We start from the raw sequence: 15,779 nt of genomic DNA, 5'->3' as shown, positions 1-15,779 counted from the left end.
ACTGGCCCCCATCCACCCAACTGGCCCCAACCGCCATGAGCCGAGACCGCCACTGCCCGGACGACGACGAAATCAGCGCTTTTCGCCAGGCGCTGAGAGAGGCTGGGGTGCGCCGATTGCGCACCAACCGTGCCGACCCCGGTCGTCCGCGCCGCGAAGATTCGGCCGCCGCCGTCCGTCGCGCCGCCGCCCAATCCGTGGGCGAGGCCGGCGGCAGCGGTCGCACCTCCGACGGCCGCGTCGAGGCCGTTCGCCCTTCAGAGTATCTGGAGTTCTCCCTGCCCGACCTGCCCTGGCGCACTCGCCAGCGGCTCAAGCGTGGCCAGCTGGCCTGGGAGGCGGGACTGGACCTGCACGGCTACACGCTGGAAGAAGCCCGGACCCAGCTAGAAGCCTTCTTGCGCGAGGCGAGCGCCGAGCGGCGCCGCTGCGTATTGGTAGTCCACGGCAAGGCCTGGGGCGCTATCAGCGACTACCCGGTCATCAAAAGCCATGTGAACGCCTGGCTTCGCGAGTGGCCGGCCGTATTGGCCTTCACATCGGCCATCGAAGCCGATGGCGGCACCGGCGCCGTTTATGTGCTGCTGCGCCGACGAGGTGGGGCCTGACCCAACTCAGTTTTCCGCCTCGAGCGCTTCCGGGGATCACCGTTGCGGATCCACCACCACGCCCTGTTCGACACTGCCGGGGTGGCTGCGTCCCTCAAAGCGGTCCAGCGCCTCCGCCGTTAGATGGTGGCCCAGGGCGATCAGCGCCTCGGCACGGTAAAACTCGTAGGCACCGCACACCGTCTTGGGCACTTCGATCAGCACGTCCGGCGGATAGCCCGCCACCTTGTACTTCGCCAGGGCTGCCTGGGTGATATCAAAGGACTCCATCACCATGTCCAGCCCTCCCCACTCGCGGCGTCGGATGCCAACCTCGCTCTCGTCGTCATCGTCTTCACCGCCCGCACCCAGACCATTGAACCAGCGACTGGCAGTGCTTCTCACCTCATCGACCCAGCCGCCGAAGCCGATGCGCTGGGCATCGCGATCCTCTTCGCGAGCACGCTCCTCGGCTGCCTGATCGGGGGGCAGCAACTCCTCCAGGGTGACCGGGCGCGGACTGTGCGCGGTGGCGTTGACGGCCAGCACAAAGTCGGCATCGGCTGCCACGGTGGGAATGATCGGCAGCGGGTTGAGCAGGCCGCCGTCCACCAGCACCTGATCCCCGCGGTGCACCGGGGTAATCACGCCGGGCACGGCGATGGAGGCGCGGATCGCTTCCAATAGCGGCCCGCTCTGGAACCATACCTCACGCTGCCGAGTAAGGTCGGTGGCCACGGTGGTAACAGGGATCGACAGGTCCTCGATGAGCACATCACCAACCAGAGCCTCGATCTTGTCCATCACCTTGTTGGCACGCATGGCGCCCATCGAGCTCCAGGCAACATCCACCAGTTTGAGCACATCGAAATGATCAAGGCGACAGACCCAGTCGCGGTAACCCTTGAGCTGGCCGGCCGCATGAACGCCGCCGATCAGGGCGCCCATGGAACAGCCGGCGATCGCAACGATCTCATAGCCTCGCGCCTCGAGCTCATCGATGACGCCGATATGGGCATAGCCCCGCGCACCGCCGCTACCCAGCACCAGGGCAACCCGCTTGCCATCCTGTTTTGCTTTGCTCATGGCCTTCACTCCTCTGCCGAGTGGCCCGTGCCATCGCTCCAGATCACGATCGTATCGGCCACCTCGGCCACAGCGTTTGCCTCGAGATGCAGGTGATGACCGCCGGGAAGCACTCGTCGCGCTAACCCCTGCAGGGCCGAGCGTGCCACACAGGCACGCTCGCTGTCGCCAAGAATGCCCGTCTCCCCTTCCACCAGCAGCGTGGGGCAGCGGATCGCCCCCAGGCAGGCTAGCGCTTGCTCAGGGCTGAACCGAACCGGGGATGGCCGAACCAGGCGACCATCGGTGCGTAATCCGACTCTTCCACCCTTCAACGCCAGCAGGTTCCTCTCGACCAGAGGAGCGGCGGTGTCGGCATCGATGGGCGTGGCACCACCCGCGACTCGCGCCGCCACTGCGGTCTTACTGTCTGGATAGTGCGGCGCCGGGGAGGGCGCGCGACGCTGGGCCAGCAGGCCACGGCGCAGCTGGCCCGGCACGCGCTCGGCCTCGGTGGTCAACGCCCCCAGACCATCGATCAGCACCAGCCGAGAGAGCCGCTCCGGTAGTGCCGCTGCGGTCAGGCAGGCAACGCCGGCCCCCATGGAGTGGGCCAGCAGCGTCAGCCGCTCGAGGCCCAGCGAATCGGCGGCATCCAGCACATCGTGGCAATAATCCCACAGGGCATAGTCACCCAGTCCGGGGCAATGAGCCGAGCGAGAGAAATGGGCCGAGTGACCGTGACCGGCGAAGTCCAGGGCCACCACCTGGATCCCCAGGCGCTCAACCAGGCGCGGCGCCAGCCGCGAAAAACTGGCGGCGTTGTCAAGCCAGCCGTGCAGAGCCAGCCAGGTCGGCGCCCCCTTCTTGCCCCAGGCCAGAGCCGCCAGACGGCCGTGGGCCAGCTGCAGTTCGCGAGGATCGGTCATGGGGACGGCTCCAGCAGGGATTCGAGGGTCTCAAGCAGGGCCTGGCGGGCCTCCATCGGATGCTCCATGGGGAACATATGGGTCCCTGGCACCAGGGTGACCGGCACGCCGTGTCGAACCAGGCGCCGACGACGGCGCGGTGTGAGCAGATCGGAGTCATCGCCGGCAAGCAGCGCATAGGGCACCCGCAGCCGCCTTGGCAGATCGCCCAGATGGTCCGGAAGGTGACAGAAGATCTCCACCTCGACCTCTGGGTCGTAGACCAGCACCGCCTGACCATCGTCGAGCAGCCTGGTCCCCCCCTCCACATAGTCATCGAGGGCTTCGGGGGTAAAGCGTCGGAACAGCCGGCGGCGCCGAAGCGAGTCGCGCATGGCGCTGCGGTCGGGCCACAGGGACCGTCGGCCGCGACTCTGCCCGGCCGGCGTCACCCTCTCCATGAAGCCGATGCGCTTGGCGGCCTTCATGGCCCAAGCGTCCAGTCCCAGCATCAGCGGCGGGTCGAGCATCACCACGCAGCGAAAGCGCTCGGGGGCAGCCTCGGCGGCCATGGCCATCAAGACCCCGCCCATGGAGTGGCCCACGCCGATCACCGGCGCATCGGCGCCCTCCAGGGTCTGAAGCAGCTCGTCTCTCAGCGCCAGCCAGTTATGGCCCACCGGGAAGTCGGGATGATGGCCCAGGCGATCGAGTGGGTGAACATCGAAACGTTCGGCCAGGGGGCCGAGAAAACTGCGATAGCTTGAGCCGGGAAAGCCGTTGGCATGGGCAAAGAGCAGTCGAGGACGGTCGGGTAATAGGGTCATGTCGGTATCCGTGGGCGGCCGGGCGGTTTCCGTCTGGCGGTAGCAGGCTAACGGGATTACCATGATTCGCCAAGTCCACTTCCGGCTCATCGAGCCCCGATCGGAGTCCTCGTGAATCCAGTGCCCAAGCCTCCCCGCGACACCCGAACCCGCAACCGGATCTTTTTTGCCGCCGTGATCGCGGCGATCATCCTCGGCCTGTGGCTGGCCCGCTAGGAGGCTGGCGCCATGACTCTCTCCGCTCTCTTCTTCCAGACCCTCGAGGTCACCCTGCCAGTCTTCGCCATGGTATTCATCGGCTTGGGCCTCAAGCGAGCCGGATGGATCGATACCGCCTTCGTTTCTACCGCCTCACAGCTGGTGTTCCGCGGCACTATGCCGGTGCTGATCTTTCTCAGCATCATCAAGGCGGATCTGGGCTCGACCCTCAACCCCAGGCTGCTGGGTTTCTTCGCCCTGGCGACCCTGGGCAGCTTCCTGTTCTGCTGGGGCTGGGCCCGGCTGCGGGTGCCCTACCCGGAGCGCGGGGTCTATATCCAGGGGGCCTTTCGCGGCAACTGCGGCATCGTGGGACTGGCGCTGGCGGCGGGCATGTACGGCGACTACGGGCTCTCGGCCGGGGGACTGCTGCTCGGGGTGGTGATCCTCACCTACAACGCCTTTTCGGTAGTGGCACTGGCCACCTATCAGGAGGGCCAGAGTGCGGACTGGCGCAGTATCCTGTCGCACATCGCCCGTAACCCGCTGATCCTCGCCGTGGCGGCGGCGGTTCCGGTGGCCGCCCTGGAACTGCCCCTGCCGGGCTGGCTGATGACCTCCGGCGAGTACTTCGCCTCGCTGACCCTGCCCCTGGCGTTGATCTGCATCGGCGCCACCCTGTCGCTGGGGGCGATCCGGGCCTCGGGGCGTCTGGCCACCAGCGCCAGCCTGCTGAAGATGGTGACGGTGCCGATCCTGGCCACCACGGCGGCCTGGCTGGTCGGCTTCGAGGGGCGCGAACTGGGGGTGATGTTCCTCTTCTTCGCCAGCCCCACGGCGGCGGCGGCCTTCGTGATGGCCAAGGCCATGGGCAGCAACGCCGTCCTGACCGCCAATATCATCGCCCTGACCACCCTGATGGCCAGCCTGACGGTCACTCTCGGCGCCTTCGGGCTCAAGGTGGCGGGACTGATCTAGCCCAGGTCGGCCGGGGCGGTAAATCTCGTCAGTCGGGCGCAGCCCGCCGCCCAGACCTCGGCCTCGAGCTCGGCGAGGGCCGCGGTGGGAAAGCCCGGGCCGTGGTCGGTACGCCCCTCCACGAGCAGGCCGGTGAGCGCCCCCACCAGCGGCATATGGCTGACCAGCATCAGCTGGCGTCCCTCGGGCTGCGCCAGCAGCCAGTCGGCCACCGTCGACGGGGCGTCGTCGGGGGTGATGATCGGCAGCGTCTCCACCGGAACACCCAGCGCCTCGCCGATGATGGCGGCGGTCTGCCGGGCACGGCGATAGGGGCTGGCCAGCAGGCGCAGCCCGGCAGGCTCGTCTCGAGCGGCCAACCAGGCGGCCAGGCGCGCAACCTCACGGCTGCCCTGCCCGGTCAGTTCCCGCTCGGCGTCGGGGACGCCAGGGCCCGCCTCGCCATGGCGCAGGATCAGCAGGCGCTCAGCCATGGGCGCCCCCGCCCTCACCCTCGCCCTCGCCCTCGCGGTGGGCGCGCTGCACGTCCTCGCGAGCCAGCACGAACTCAACGTCGCTGCTCTGCTCGCCGAGCATCAGCATGCGGGCCATCTCCTTGGCCGGCACGCCCTTGAACAGTACCTGATAGAGCCCCTCGGCCAACGGCATGTACACCCCGTCCTGGTGCGCCTTGTCGCGCACCAGGCGCACGGTATTGACCCCCTCGGCCACCTGGCCCAGCGCCGCCACCGCCTCGTCCAGGGTGCGGCCCTCGCCGAGGGCCTGGCCCACCCGGTAGTTGCGCGACAGCGCCGAGGAGCAGGTCACGATCAGGTCCCCCACGCCGGCAAGCCCCAGAAAGGTCATGGGGTTGGCGCCCTGGTCCACGGCGAAGCGGCTCATCTCGGCAAGGGCCCGGGTCATGAGCATGCTGCGGGTGTTCTCCCCCATGCCCAGCGAGGCGGCCATGCCGGCGGCGATGGCGTAGATATTCTTCAGCGCCCCGCCCAGTTCGACGCCGTGACGGTCGTTGCTGGCGTAGACCCGAAAGTAGTCGCAGCCCAGCGCCGTCTGCACCCGGGTGCGGGTCTCGGGATCGTCGCTGGCGATCACCGTGGCGGTGAGCTGTTTCTGGGCGACTTCCGAGGCCAGGTTGGGTCCGGAGATCACCCCGATATGGGGAAAGCCGGTCTCATCCTCGAGGATCTGGCTCATCAGCTTGAAGCCCTCCTCCTGGATACCCTTGGTGGTACTGACCAGGATCTGGTCCGGGGTCAGCCAGGGGCGCGCCTGGCGCACCACCTCGCGGAAGGCCTTGGAAGGGATCGCCACGAGTACCAGGCTGGCACCCTGCAGCACCTCGGCCATGTCGGTGGAGGCGATCACCGAGGGATTAATCGAATAGTCGGGCAGGTAGCGGCCGTTGCGATGCTCGCGATTGATCTGATCGGCCAGATCGGGATCTCTCAGCCACTGGCTCACCCGTGAGCCGTTGTCGGCCGCAATGCTGGCCAGGGCGGTACCGAAGCTGCCGCCCCCCAGCACCGCCACCTTCATCTGTTCCAATGCCATGGTCGGCCCCGCCTGTTCTGGTGAAATCGGGATGGATGGGATCGGAGTAAGGGAAATCGCAATTGTAGCGAAAAAGGGGCCCGAATCGTCAGCCGATTCGAGCCCCGGGAACCGCCCTGTCGACCGGCCGTCACGGCAGGCCGACAGACTTCAGCCTAGTCGATGTGCGAGAGCAGCGAGTCGATGCTCTCGCGGGCATCACCGTAGAGCATCCGGGTGTTCTCCTTGTAGAACAGCGGATTCTCGATGCCCGAATAGCCGGTGCCCTGGCCGCGTTTGCAGACGAAGACGACCCGCGACTTCCATACCTCGAGGACCGGCATGCCGGCGATGGGGCTGTTGGGGTCTTCCTGGGCCGCCGGATTGACGATGTCGTTGGAACCGATGACGATCGCCACGTCCGTCTTGGGAAAGTCATCGTTGATCTCGTCCATCTCCATGACGATGTCATAGGGCACCCGAGCCTCGGCCAGCAGCACGTTCATGTGCCCCGGCAGGCGGCCGGCCACCGGGTGGATGGCGAAGCGCACCTCCTTGCCGGAGGCGCGCAGCTTGCGCACCAGCTCGCTGACCGCGTTCTGGGCCTGGGCCACCGCCATGCCGTAGCCCGGCACGATGACCACGCTGTCGGCGTTGTTGAGGGTCGCCGCCACCCCGGCGGCATCGATGGCCACCTGCTCGCCCTCGATCTCCGCCGCCGGCCCCTTGGTGCCGCCGAAGCCTCCCAGGATCACGCTGACGAAGTTGCGATTCATCGCCTTGCACATGATGTAGGAGAGGATCGCCCCCGAGGAGCCCACCAGGGCGCCGGTCACGATCAAGAGGTCATTGGAGAGGGTGAAGCCGATGGCCGCCGCCGCCCAGCCCGAATAGCTGTTGAGCATCGACACCACCACCGGCATATCGGCCCCGCCGATACCCATGATCAGGTGGTAGCCGATGAAGAACGCCAGGGCGGCCAGCAACAGCAGGGTCCAGAAGCCGGCGCCATTGAGGTAGAGGATAGCCAGCAGTAGCGAGATCACCGCGGCGCCGGCGTTGAGCTTATGGCCACCGGGCAGCTGCTTGGACTTGCCATCGACCTTGCCGGCCAGCTTGCCAAAGGCGATCACTGAGCCGGTGAAGGTCACCGCACCAATGAAGATGGCGAATACCACTTCTATCTGGAGAAAGGTCAGTTCGTCCGGCGCCTTGGTAGCCACCATGGCGGCAAAGGCCGAGAACTGCTCGGTGGCTCCCCCCAGGGCCTGGACGGCCAGCACCCGGCGGCGCTCGAGGTCGGCGTTCAAGGCCACGAAGACCGCGGCCAGACCCACGAAACTGTGCAGCGCCGCCACCAGCTGCGGCATCTCGGTCATGGCGACCCGCTTGGCCACGACCCAGCCGATCGCCGCGCCGATGATGATCAGGGGAATCATCAGCCAGTGGGCGCCGATACCGGGGCCCAGGGCGGTGAAGAACACCGCCAACGCCATGCCGATGATGCCGTACCACACCGCCCGCTTGGCCTTCTCCTGATTGCTCAGCCCCCCCAGGGAGAGGATGAAGAGCACACTTGCCGCAATCGCTGCGGCTGATACAAATCCTTGACTCAGCATGTGTTCTCTCCGCCGCTCACGATTTCTGGAACATGGCCAGCATCCGGCGTGTCACCAGGAAGCCGCCCACGATATTGATGGTAGCGATCAGCACCGAGATACCTGCCAACAGCATGACGAGCCAGTTCCCCGAACCGATCTGCAGCACGGCGCCGAGAATGATGATCCCGGAGATGGCATTGGTCAGCGCCATCAGCGGCGTATGCAGCGAGTGGCTGACGTTCCAGATCACCTGGAAGCCCACGAAGCAGGCCAGGACGAAGACAATGAAGTGCTGCATGAAGGAGGCCGGGGCGATCTGCGCCAGCACCAGCATCAGGGCACCACCCACGCCGAGCATGATGGCCTGGCGCTTGGTCTGATCCTTGAAGACAGCCAGTTCGGCGGCCTTCTTCTCCTCCGGCGTCGGCGCCTTCTCCTTGGGCTTGGGCTTGGCCGCGGCGATGGCCTTCACCTTGGGCGGTGGCGGCGGGAAGGTGATCTCGCCCTGGTGAGTCACCGTGGCACCACGGATCACATCGTCCTCCATGTCATGCACCACCACGCCATCCTTCTCCGGCGTCAGGTCGGTGAGCATGTGGCGGATGTTGGTGGCGTAAAGCAGCGACGCCTGGGTCGCCATGCGCGAGGGGAAGTCGGTATAGCCGACAACCACCACGCCGTTGTCGCTGACCACTCGCTCGTCGGCGACGGTGAGATCGCAGTTGCCGCCCTTCTCGGCGGCCAGGTCGATGATCACCGAGCCGGGCTTCATGGCTGCCACCATGTCCTCCAGCCACAGCTTGGGGGCCGGGCGGCCGGGGATCAGCGCCGTGGTGATGACGATATCGATGTCAGGCGCCTGGGCGCGGAAGCACTCGAGCTGCTTTTCGCGGAACTCGGGGCTGGAGGGGGCCGCATAGCCGCCGGTCTCGGCGCCGTCCTGGCTATCCTCGAAGTCGAGGAAGACGAACTCGGCGCCCATTGACTCGATCTGCTCGGCGACCTCGGGCCGCACGTCGAAGGCGCGCACCATGGCGCCCAGGCTCACCGCAGTGCCGGTGGCGGCCAGACCCGCCACCCCGGCACCGATCACCAGCACCTTGGCCGGAGGCACCTTGCCCGCGGCGGTCACCTGGCCGGTGAAGAAACGTCCGAAGTTGTTGCCCGCCTCGATCACCGCGCGGTAGCCGGCGATGTTGGCCATGGAGGAGAGCGCGTCCATCTTCTGGGCCCGAGAGATGCGCGGCACCATATCCATGGCGATCACGCTGGCTCCCTTCGCGCGGCAGCGTTCCAGCAGCGCCTCGCTCTGGGCCGGCCAGAAGAAGCTGATCAGCTTCTGCCCCTCGTGCAGGCGGTCGGCTTCCTCCTCGGAGGGCTCGCGGACCTTGATCACGATCTCGGCGTCTCGCCAGAGAGCCTCGGCCCCCTCGATGACGGTGACGCCCGCCGCACGGTAGGCCTCATCATGGAAACCCGCCGCCTCGCCGGCTCCACTCTCCACCAGACACTCATGTCCCAGTTTCTGGATCTGCTGAGCGCTCTCGGGGGTCAGCGCGACACGCGCTTCCCCCCGGGCACTCTCCTTGGGTGCGCCAATCTTCACGTTTGTTCTCCTGAATGCAGGTTGCCGGACAGAGTTCAACGCCGAAGGCGCCGATCGTCTTCTATCAACCAGAATCACATAGAGCATCACACCGGAGCGAGCGGATCAAGTTCAACGCGACAGCCTGTCGCGGCTCGGCACTCGCCGCGGCACACAAAAAACAACGCCCCCCGCCGGCCTGGGCGGCCAGCAGGGGGCGTCGGGGACGTGACGGCGCGGCGCGGGGCCGCCCGGATTCAGGCCGTCAACAGGGCATTGAGGCGCTTGACGTAGGCGGCCGGGTCGTCGAGGTGGCCTCCCTCCGCGATGATCGCCTGATCCAACAGCACGTGGGCCAGATCACCGAAGGCTTCGCCCTCGACGCCTTCCAGCTTGGCCACCAGGGCGTGGACAGGGTTGAGCTCGAGGATCGGCTTGACCTCGGGCATCGGCTGGCCGGCGGCCTCCATGATGCGGCGCATCTGGAAGCCCATCTCGTGCTCGGGCAGCACCACGCAGGCCGGCGAGTCGGTCAGCCGGTGGGTTACCTTGACCTCCTGGACCTGGTCGCCCAGCGCCTCCTTGACGCGCTTGACCAGATCCTCCTTGGCCTTGGCGGTCTCTTCCTGGGCCTGCTTCTCCTCCTCGCCCTCGATGTCGCCGAGGTCGAGCTCGCCCTTGGCCACGTCGACCAAGGCCTTGCCGTCGTATTCGTTGAGGTGGCTCATCAACCACTCATCGACGCGGTCGTGCAGCAGCACTACCTCGATCCCCTTCTTGCGGAAGATCTCCAGGTGGGGGCTGGACTTGGCCGCATTGAAGCTGTCGGCGACGATGTAATAGATCTTCTGCTGCCCCTCCTGCATGCGTTCCACGTAGTCGGCCAGGGACTGGTCCTGGGTGGTGCTGTCGGTGTGGGTGGTGGAGAAACGCAGCAGGCTGGCGATCTTTTCGCGGTTGGCGAAGTCCTCCGCCGGGCCCTCCTTGAGCACGCTGCCGAAGGTATTCCAGAAGGTCTGGTAGGCCGCCTTGTCCTTGGCCAGCTTCTTGAGCATGTCCAGGGCTCGCTTGGTCAGCGCGGAGCGGATCTTCTCCACCTTCGGGTCCTGCTGAAGCAGTTCCCGAGACACATTGAGCGACAGATCACGAGTGTCCAGAACGCCCTTGATGAAGCGCAGGTAGAGCGGCAGGAACTGCTCGGCATCGTCCATGATGAAGACGCGCTGTACGTAAAGCTTCACGCCACGGGCGCCATCGCGCTCATAGAGATCGAAAGGCGCACGGCCCGGCACGTAGAGCAGGCTTACGTACTCGAGCTTGCCCTCGACCTTGTTGTGACTCCAGGTGAGCGGATCGCTGAAATCGTGGGCCACGTGCTTGTAGAAGGCCTGGTACTCCTCGTCCGAGATGTCACTCTTGGGGCGCGACCAGAGCGCGGTGGCCTCGTTGACCGTCTCCCAGGTCGTGATGTCGCTGCCCTCGATGGCATTGCCCTCGTCGTCGCGGGCGCTCTCGACCTTCGGCATGCGCACCGGCACCTCGATGTGGTCGGAGTACTTGCGCACCAGGCCCTGCAGGCGGAAGTCGTCGGCGAACTCCTTAGCGTCTTCCTTCAGGTGCAGCACGATCTCGGTACCGTGGACGTCGCGTTCGATGTCGGCCACGGTGAACTCACCCTCGCCTCTGGAGCGCCACTCCACGCCCTCTGCCTTGTCGCTGCCCGCCTTGCGGGTGCGCACGCTGATCTCATCGGCAACGATAAAGCCGGAGTAGAACCCGACGCCGAACTGGCCAATCAGCCGGGCGTCCTTCTGCTGCTCGCCAGAGAGCTGCTTGAGAAAGTCGGCGGTACCGGAGCGAGCGATGGTGCCGAGGTTCGAGATGACCTCATCGCGGTTCATGCCGATGCCGTTGTCGCGCACCGTGACGGTGCCCGCCTCGGCATCGTGTTCGATCTCGATGCGCAGTTCGCTGTCGCCCTCATAGAGCGAATCGTTATCCAACGCCGCGTAGCGAAGCTTGTCGCAGGCATCGGCGGCGTTGGAGATCAACTCGCGCAGGAAGATCTCCCGATTGGAGTAGAGGGAGTGGATCATCAGGTGCAGCAGCTGCTTGACTTCGGTCTGGAAACCAAGGGTTTCTTCGTGCGTAGCGGTGGTCATGTGTCCTGAACCTCGTCGACATGTTCTGCGGCGAGCGTCGCCGCGGGTGTAATCACTCTCGCCGATATGGGGCCCCGCTGATGCTTTTCAAGCCTCACCGCCGCTTCATGCCTCGCTGCGGCATGACTCCGCCCAACGCAACGGATAATCCCGCCGAGGCACAGGACACCGCCTGACCACTCAGCACCAGCGTCGATCACCCTTTCCCTCTACCCTTGACGTCGGGAATGGGCCACGATGGGTGCTATCGGACGTCAACTCCCGGAGACTCTTATCATGCGCCTACGCCACCCAGCGACGACGCGCGGCGCCAGGTCCAGCGGCGCCCTGCGCATCGCTACCCTGCTGACTACGCTGACGCTGTTGCTGCCCTTCTCACTGCCGCTGGCCTTAGCTGACGACCGCGCGCTTCGCGACGCCCTTGAAGCGGCCCGCAGCCAGCAATGGGAGCGTGTCGATCAGCGCGCTATTGCCGGGCATCCACTGGCCGGCTACGTGGAGTACCACCGCCTTCGCGGACGCCTGCCCCAGGCCGAACCGGGGCAGATTATCGACTTTATCGAGCGCCACGATGACTCGCCGCTAGGGGAATGGCTGCGCGGCCAAGCCATCGCCCAGTACGGCTATGCCGGACGCTACGGCAGCCTGCTCGCCGTGGCCGACGGGGAACCCGCCGGCACCGCCCGCCAGTGCTATTACTATTCTGCCCTGCTCGGAAGCGCTCCCCAGGCCGCCGCCGAGGGGGGATTGGCCCTGTGGATGGTCGGCCGCTCCCAGCCGGACGCATGCGATGGCCTGTTCGGTGACCTGCGCAGGCGCGGAGTGATCGGCGAGCAGCAGATCTGGGAGCGCAAGATGCTGGCATGGCAGGCCGGCGAATCGGGTCTGGCCAGCTATCTGGGCCGCCAGCTTGGCAGCCGCTGGGATGAGTCGCGTCGGATCATGGAGCGCCTCTCGAGCGACTTTGCCGCGGTGACTCGAGTGCCGACCTGCCTGGGACCGGAGTGCCGCGGCTCCGGGCCGCTGTTCGCTGCCGCCATGCACGGCTTCACTCGTGCCGACACCGAGGCGGCCGCGGAGGCCTGGCGCAAGATTGCGCCGCACCTGCCCATCGAGCAAGAGCACCGCAGCGCCATCGAGCGGGACTTAATCTTCTACTCGCTGGTCCGGGACATTCGCCAGCATCGCGGCTGGGTCGACCAGGCCCTGGCCGGGCGCAGCGACGACGATCTGTTGGAGCTGCGCGTGCGGGCCGCCCTCGGCGAACGCGACTGGCGCGGGGTGCTGAGCTGGCTGGACCGCATGGCGCCGGAAACCCGCGACGACAGCCGCTGGCACTACTGGGCGGGACGCGCTCACGACCAGCTGGGTGACAGCGCCCGCGCCCGGGACGCCTACGCGCTGGCCGCTCAGGGACGCAGCTTCTTCGGTTTTGCCGCCGCCGATCGCATCAACCAGCCCTACGCCCTCAACCTGGAGCGCAACAGCTTCGACGACAGCTACCGCAACCAGGTGTCACGCTGGCCTGCCGTGCAGCGCACCGAGGCGCTGCTGCGGATCGACGAGCCGGGCCTGGCCGCCAGCGAGTGGTATGCCGCCGTGGAACGCGCCGGCGAGCGCGAGGCGCGGGCACTGGCCGACTACGCCCAGCGCCGCGGCTGGCATGCCAAGCTGGTGCAGACCACCATCACCGGCCGCATGTGGAACGCCCTGGACTGGCGCTTCCCCGAGGCCTACCGCGAGCACTTCCTGCACTGGGGGCGTCAAACCTCCGTCGACCCCTACCTGCTCATGGGCATCGCCCGCCGCGAGAGCGCCTACAACCCCACGGCGCTTTCTCCCGCCGGTGCCCGCGGCCTGATGCAGGTGATGCCGGGGACTGCGACCCAGTTGGCCCGACAACTGGGCATCACGGACCCGGGGCCCTACGGCGTGCTGGATCCTGCGCTCAACATCCGCCTGGGCAGCACCTATATTCGCGACATGCTCGATCGCTACAGCGGCAACCGCCTGGCCGCGGCAGCTGCCTACAACGCCGGCCCCGGCCGGGTCGATCGCTGGTTAGCCGATGCCCCGGAGGAGTTCGACCTGTTCGTGGAAAGCATTCCCTTCCGCGAGACACGCCTCTATGTCCAGGCGGTACTCTCCTATCGGGCGATCTTCGAGAGCCTGGCTAACGGTGGCGACAGCCGAGGCGTTTCGATGCTGAGCCCTGCGGAGAAGACGGTGCGCTACGACCGCTCGCTGCTGGCCAGGAACTGACAGATACCATCATGTTCAGGGCGCCGGGGCCTGCTCCAGCGCCAGCTTGAGGCCAAAGGCGATCAGCACGGCCCCGGTGGCGCCGTTGAGACCTCGGGCGAAGGCGCGACTGGCCAGGAGGCGACCGGCGCTGCCCACCATCACCGCCACGCTGATCTGCCAGAGGTTCGCGATCACGAAATGCACCCCGGCCAGGAACAGCGACTTGGCCAGCGCCGGGTCGCCAGGAGCGATGAACTGCGGCAGGAACGCCATATAGAAGACGACAGTCTTGGGATTGAGCACGTTGGAGAGCAGCCCCTCGCGCAGTGGCTGCCATACCGGCACCGAGTGGTGCTCGCCGGTCACCCCCGCCACCGCCAACCCCTGACGTCGACGCGCCGCCAGCAGGCTTTGCACACCCAGCCACACCAGATAGGCGGCCCCGGCCAACTTGAGCAGGCCGAAGGCCCAGGCCGACTGCAGCAGGATCAGCGAGATCCCCAGCGCCGAGACTGCGGCGTGGATGAAGAGCCCACAGCAGATCGCCAAGCTGGTCAGAATGCCGTCACGCACACCGCCCCGGGCGGTGTTGCGAATCACCAGCAGGGTGTCGACCCCGGGGCTGAGAGAGAGCAGGGTGATGGCAACCAAGAAGGGCCAGAACTGGGCGTCAATAAACATGGGGAAAGACGTTCCTCGCGGCGTGTAGTGGGCTTGATGCCCGGCGGTATTCGATCTACAGTGGATTTGCGGATGACGGCCAGGCTAATGAGCCCGGGCTCGCCCACCGCAGCGTTGGTCACCTGGAAACAGTTGCCGGTTATCGTCCATTATCGCCGATAACACACGGTACTAGTTGTTCCTGCCCTGTCCACGCACTTCGGGCACCCGCACCGGCGGACCCGGTACGACCATTAAAGTATGTTAAGGAAATCAACAATGGCAACTGGCACTGTCAAGTGGTTCAACGACACCAAGGGCTACGGCTTCATCTCTCCGGACGACGGCGGTGACGACCTGTTCGCTCACTTCTCCGAGATTCAGGCTGACGGCTTCAAGACCCTGCAGGACGGCCAGAAGGTCACCTTCGAGGTCACTCAGGGCAAGAAGGGCCTTCAGGCCTCCAACATTCGTCCCGCCGACTGATCCGGCGCGGGCAAGGCGGTGCCACGGCACCGCCGCTGAAACGAGAAGGCCCACCGTTCGGTGGGCCTTTTTCTGTCTTCTGTCGCGTGGCGGCGGCACTGCGCACTGCGCGCCTTCCTTCAGGCAAGAAGCCTCAGGGCTCATCGGTCTCGACGGGCTCGGTCTCCATGGGTTCGATCTCGAAATCGTCTGCCTCCATGGGCTCAAACTCGGGAAGGTCCTGCTCCACCGCATCGAACTGCTCTTCAAGACGACGCTGCGCTTCCTCGAAGCGGCGCTCCTGCTCCTCGATGATGGCATCGATATCAGAGCTGGTCGGTCCACCGGTATCCAGCTGATCTTCATCCAGGCCCGCGCCGAAGTCCATTCCGCCATCGAAGTCGTCATCGCCTTCCATGGGCTCGGGGACGACAGCCTCCTCCTCGGCCGCCTTGAACTGCTCATCAATGCGCCGCTGGGCCTCCTCGAAACGCCGCTCGGTTTCCTCGAGCATGGCATCGATCTCGTCGCGGGTGGTCTCACCGGGCAGTGCGGCGCCCTCCTCCAGGGTGCTGGCCGGAGATTCGCCCAGGGTCTCTGCCTCGAGCCTCTCCTCCGACGCCTCATCAGCCACGTCGGCCGCAGAGTCGGTCATGTCGACCGCTGACGCGTCCTCTTGAACCTGCCCAGCTTGCTCCTCGGGCGACAGCTCACTCTCCAGGGCTTCCGGTTCGGACTCGGCCGGCTCGGCGTTCTCTTCGACACTTTCTTCGACACTTTCTTCGACACTCTCCTGCTGGGCGGTGGGCTCGGCCGGTGACGGGTCGGTCGTCGTCTGGGCCGGTTCGTCACCGTTGCCGCAGCCAAGGAGCCCCAGCGCCATCAGGGCCGCCAGCAGCGCGGGCTTCCAGGGTCTGTTCACCATCCTTTCCTCACTCCTGATTTCAAGGGAGACATTGCAACAGAGCG

General features: G+C 66.2%; 14 protein-coding genes. 4 read left to right on the top strand and 10 right to left on the bottom strand.

The window, feature by feature from the left end; genetic code table 11:
* Positions 1 to 35: 35 nt before the first annotated feature.
* Complete coding sequence (locus ACFODV_RS11720) at positions 36 to 608, top strand: Smr/MutS family protein (protein WP_379759472.1); 573 nt, start codon at positions 36 to 38, stop codon at positions 606 to 608.
* Between the two features lie 36 nt (positions 609 to 644).
* Here ACFODV_RS11720 and ACFODV_RS11715 read toward each other — a convergent pair whose 3' ends face one another.
* Genes ACFODV_RS11715 through ACFODV_RS11705 form a run of 3 tightly spaced genes read right to left on the bottom strand, consistent with a single transcriptional unit; the run spans position 645 to position 3,387 of the window.
* Positions 645 to 1,673, bottom strand: coding sequence for a patatin-like phospholipase family protein (locus ACFODV_RS11715; protein ID WP_379759469.1), 1,029 nt, complete (start codon positions 1,671 to 1,673; stop codon positions 645 to 647).
* 5 nt (positions 1,674 to 1,678) lie between these two features.
* Positions 1,679 to 2,581 (bottom strand): alpha/beta fold hydrolase, encoded by a 903-nt coding sequence (locus tag ACFODV_RS11710; RefSeq protein WP_379759466.1) that lies wholly within the window; start codon positions 2,579 to 2,581, stop codon positions 1,679 to 1,681.
* Positions 2,578 to 3,387 carry an alpha/beta fold hydrolase gene (locus tag ACFODV_RS11705; protein ID WP_379759463.1) on the bottom strand — a complete coding sequence of 270 codons (810 nt, stop codon included), beginning with the start codon at positions 3,385 to 3,387 and terminating at the stop codon, positions 2,578 to 2,580. The genes ACFODV_RS11710 and ACFODV_RS11705 overlap by 4 nt, the downstream gene beginning before the upstream one ends.
* A gap of 228 nt (positions 3,388 to 3,615) precedes the next feature.
* Between ACFODV_RS11705 and ACFODV_RS11700 the strand changes: the two genes are divergently transcribed.
* Positions 3,616 to 4,563 (top strand): AEC family transporter, encoded by a 948-nt coding sequence (locus ACFODV_RS11700; RefSeq protein WP_379759460.1) that lies wholly within the window; start codon positions 3,616 to 3,618, stop codon positions 4,561 to 4,563.
* On the opposite strand, the gene sixA is transcribed toward ACFODV_RS11700, so the two are convergent.
* The 5 genes from sixA to htpG all read right to left on the bottom strand — a co-directional run bounded on the left by sixA (position 4,560) and on the right by htpG (position 11,441).
* Positions 4,560 to 5,036 (bottom strand): phosphohistidine phosphatase SixA, encoded by a 477-nt coding sequence (sixA, locus tag ACFODV_RS11695; RefSeq protein ID WP_379759457.1) that lies wholly within the window; start codon positions 5,034 to 5,036, stop codon positions 4,560 to 4,562. The genes ACFODV_RS11700 and sixA overlap by 4 nt on opposite strands.
* A complete protein-coding gene (locus ACFODV_RS11690) occupies positions 5,029 to 6,114 on the bottom strand; it encodes an NAD(P)H-dependent glycerol-3-phosphate dehydrogenase (protein WP_379759454.1) in 1,086 nt (361 codons plus the stop codon). Before ACFODV_RS11690 ends, sixA begins: the two co-directional genes overlap by 8 nt.
* 155 nt (positions 6,115 to 6,269) lie before the next feature.
* Complete coding sequence (locus tag ACFODV_RS11685; protein WP_379759451.1) at positions 6,270 to 7,712, bottom strand: NAD(P)(+) transhydrogenase (Re/Si-specific) subunit beta; 1,443 nt, start codon at positions 7,710 to 7,712, stop codon at positions 6,270 to 6,272.
* A gap of 16 nt (positions 7,713 to 7,728) precedes the next feature.
* Positions 7,729 to 9,300 carry a Re/Si-specific NAD(P)(+) transhydrogenase subunit alpha gene (locus tag ACFODV_RS11680; protein ID WP_379759448.1) on the bottom strand — a complete coding sequence of 524 codons (1,572 nt, stop codon included), beginning with the start codon at positions 9,298 to 9,300 and terminating at the stop codon, positions 7,729 to 7,731.
* A gap of 236 nt (positions 9,301 to 9,536) precedes the next feature.
* Positions 9,537 to 11,441 carry a molecular chaperone HtpG gene (htpG, locus tag ACFODV_RS11675; RefSeq protein ID WP_379759446.1) on the bottom strand — a complete coding sequence of 635 codons (1,905 nt, stop codon included), beginning with the start codon at positions 11,439 to 11,441 and terminating at the stop codon, positions 9,537 to 9,539.
* 276 nt (positions 11,442 to 11,717) lie between these two features.
* Between htpG and ACFODV_RS11670 the strand changes: the two genes are divergently transcribed.
* The gene (locus tag ACFODV_RS11670; protein WP_379759443.1) at positions 11,718 to 13,703 is read left to right on the top strand and encodes a transglycosylase SLT domain-containing protein; all 1,986 of its coding nucleotides are present in this window, start codon (positions 11,718 to 11,720) and stop codon (positions 13,701 to 13,703) included.
* A 15-nt stretch (positions 13,704 to 13,718) separates the two neighbouring features.
* On the opposite strand, the gene ACFODV_RS11665 is transcribed toward ACFODV_RS11670, so the two are convergent.
* Positions 13,719 to 14,366 (bottom strand): LysE family translocator, encoded by a 648-nt coding sequence (locus ACFODV_RS11665; RefSeq protein WP_379759440.1) that lies wholly within the window; start codon positions 14,364 to 14,366, stop codon positions 13,719 to 13,721.
* A gap of 258 nt (positions 14,367 to 14,624) precedes the next feature.
* Between ACFODV_RS11665 and ACFODV_RS11660 the strand changes: the two genes are divergently transcribed.
* Positions 14,625 to 14,831 carry a cold-shock protein gene (locus ACFODV_RS11660; protein ID WP_290905627.1) on the top strand — a complete coding sequence of 69 codons (207 nt, stop codon included), beginning with the start codon at positions 14,625 to 14,627 and terminating at the stop codon, positions 14,829 to 14,831.
* 133 nt (positions 14,832 to 14,964) lie between these two features.
* Here the strand turns inward: ACFODV_RS11660 and ACFODV_RS11655 are convergent, their stop codons facing one another.
* Entirely contained in the window at positions 14,965 to 15,732 is a 768-nt protein-coding gene (locus tag ACFODV_RS11655) for a hypothetical protein (RefSeq protein ID WP_379759437.1), read from the bottom strand.
* Positions 15,733 to 15,779 lie beyond the last annotated feature (47 nt).

This window comes from Halomonas tibetensis, from assembly GCF_042643535.1.
Taxonomy (GTDB): Bacteria; Pseudomonadota; Gammaproteobacteria; order Pseudomonadales; family Halomonadaceae; genus Halomonas; species Halomonas tibetensis.
This window is presented reverse-complemented; position numbering and strand designations above follow the sequence as displayed.

Coding starts and splice junctions, on each gene's coding strand:
- ACFODV_RS11660 (WP_290905627.1), top strand. CDS start 14,625: ATGGCAACTGGCACTGTCAAGTGGTTCAACGACACCAAGGGCTACGGC.
- ACFODV_RS11720 (WP_379759472.1), top strand. CDS start 36: ATGAGCCGAGACCGCCACTGCCCGGACGACGACGAAATCAGCGCTTTT.
- ACFODV_RS11710 (WP_379759466.1), bottom strand. CDS start 2,581: ATGACCGATCCTCGCGAACTGCAGCTGGCCCACGGCCGTCTGGCGGCT.
- ACFODV_RS11670 (WP_379759443.1), top strand. CDS start 11,718: ATGCGCCTACGCCACCCAGCGACGACGCGCGGCGCCAGGTCCAGCGGC.
- sixA (WP_379759457.1), bottom strand. CDS start 5,036: ATGGCTGAGCGCCTGCTGATCCTGCGCCATGGCGAGGCGGGCCCTGGC.
- ACFODV_RS11665 (WP_379759440.1), bottom strand. CDS start 14,366: ATGTTTATTGACGCCCAGTTCTGGCCCTTCTTGGTTGCCATCACCCTG.
- ACFODV_RS11690 (WP_379759454.1), bottom strand. CDS start 6,114: ATGGCATTGGAACAGATGAAGGTGGCGGTGCTGGGGGGCGGCAGCTTC.
- ACFODV_RS11715 (WP_379759469.1), bottom strand. CDS start 1,673: ATGAGCAAAGCAAAACAGGATGGCAAGCGGGTTGCCCTGGTGCTGGGT.
- htpG (WP_379759446.1), bottom strand. CDS start 11,441: ATGACCACCGCTACGCACGAAGAAACCCTTGGTTTCCAGACCGAAGTC.
- ACFODV_RS11700 (WP_379759460.1), top strand. CDS start 3,616: ATGACTCTCTCCGCTCTCTTCTTCCAGACCCTCGAGGTCACCCTGCCA.
- ACFODV_RS11685 (WP_379759451.1), bottom strand. CDS start 7,712: ATGCTGAGTCAAGGATTTGTATCAGCCGCAGCGATTGCGGCAAGTGTG.
- ACFODV_RS11705 (WP_379759463.1), bottom strand. CDS start 3,387: ATGACCCTATTACCCGACCGTCCTCGACTGCTCTTTGCCCATGCCAAC.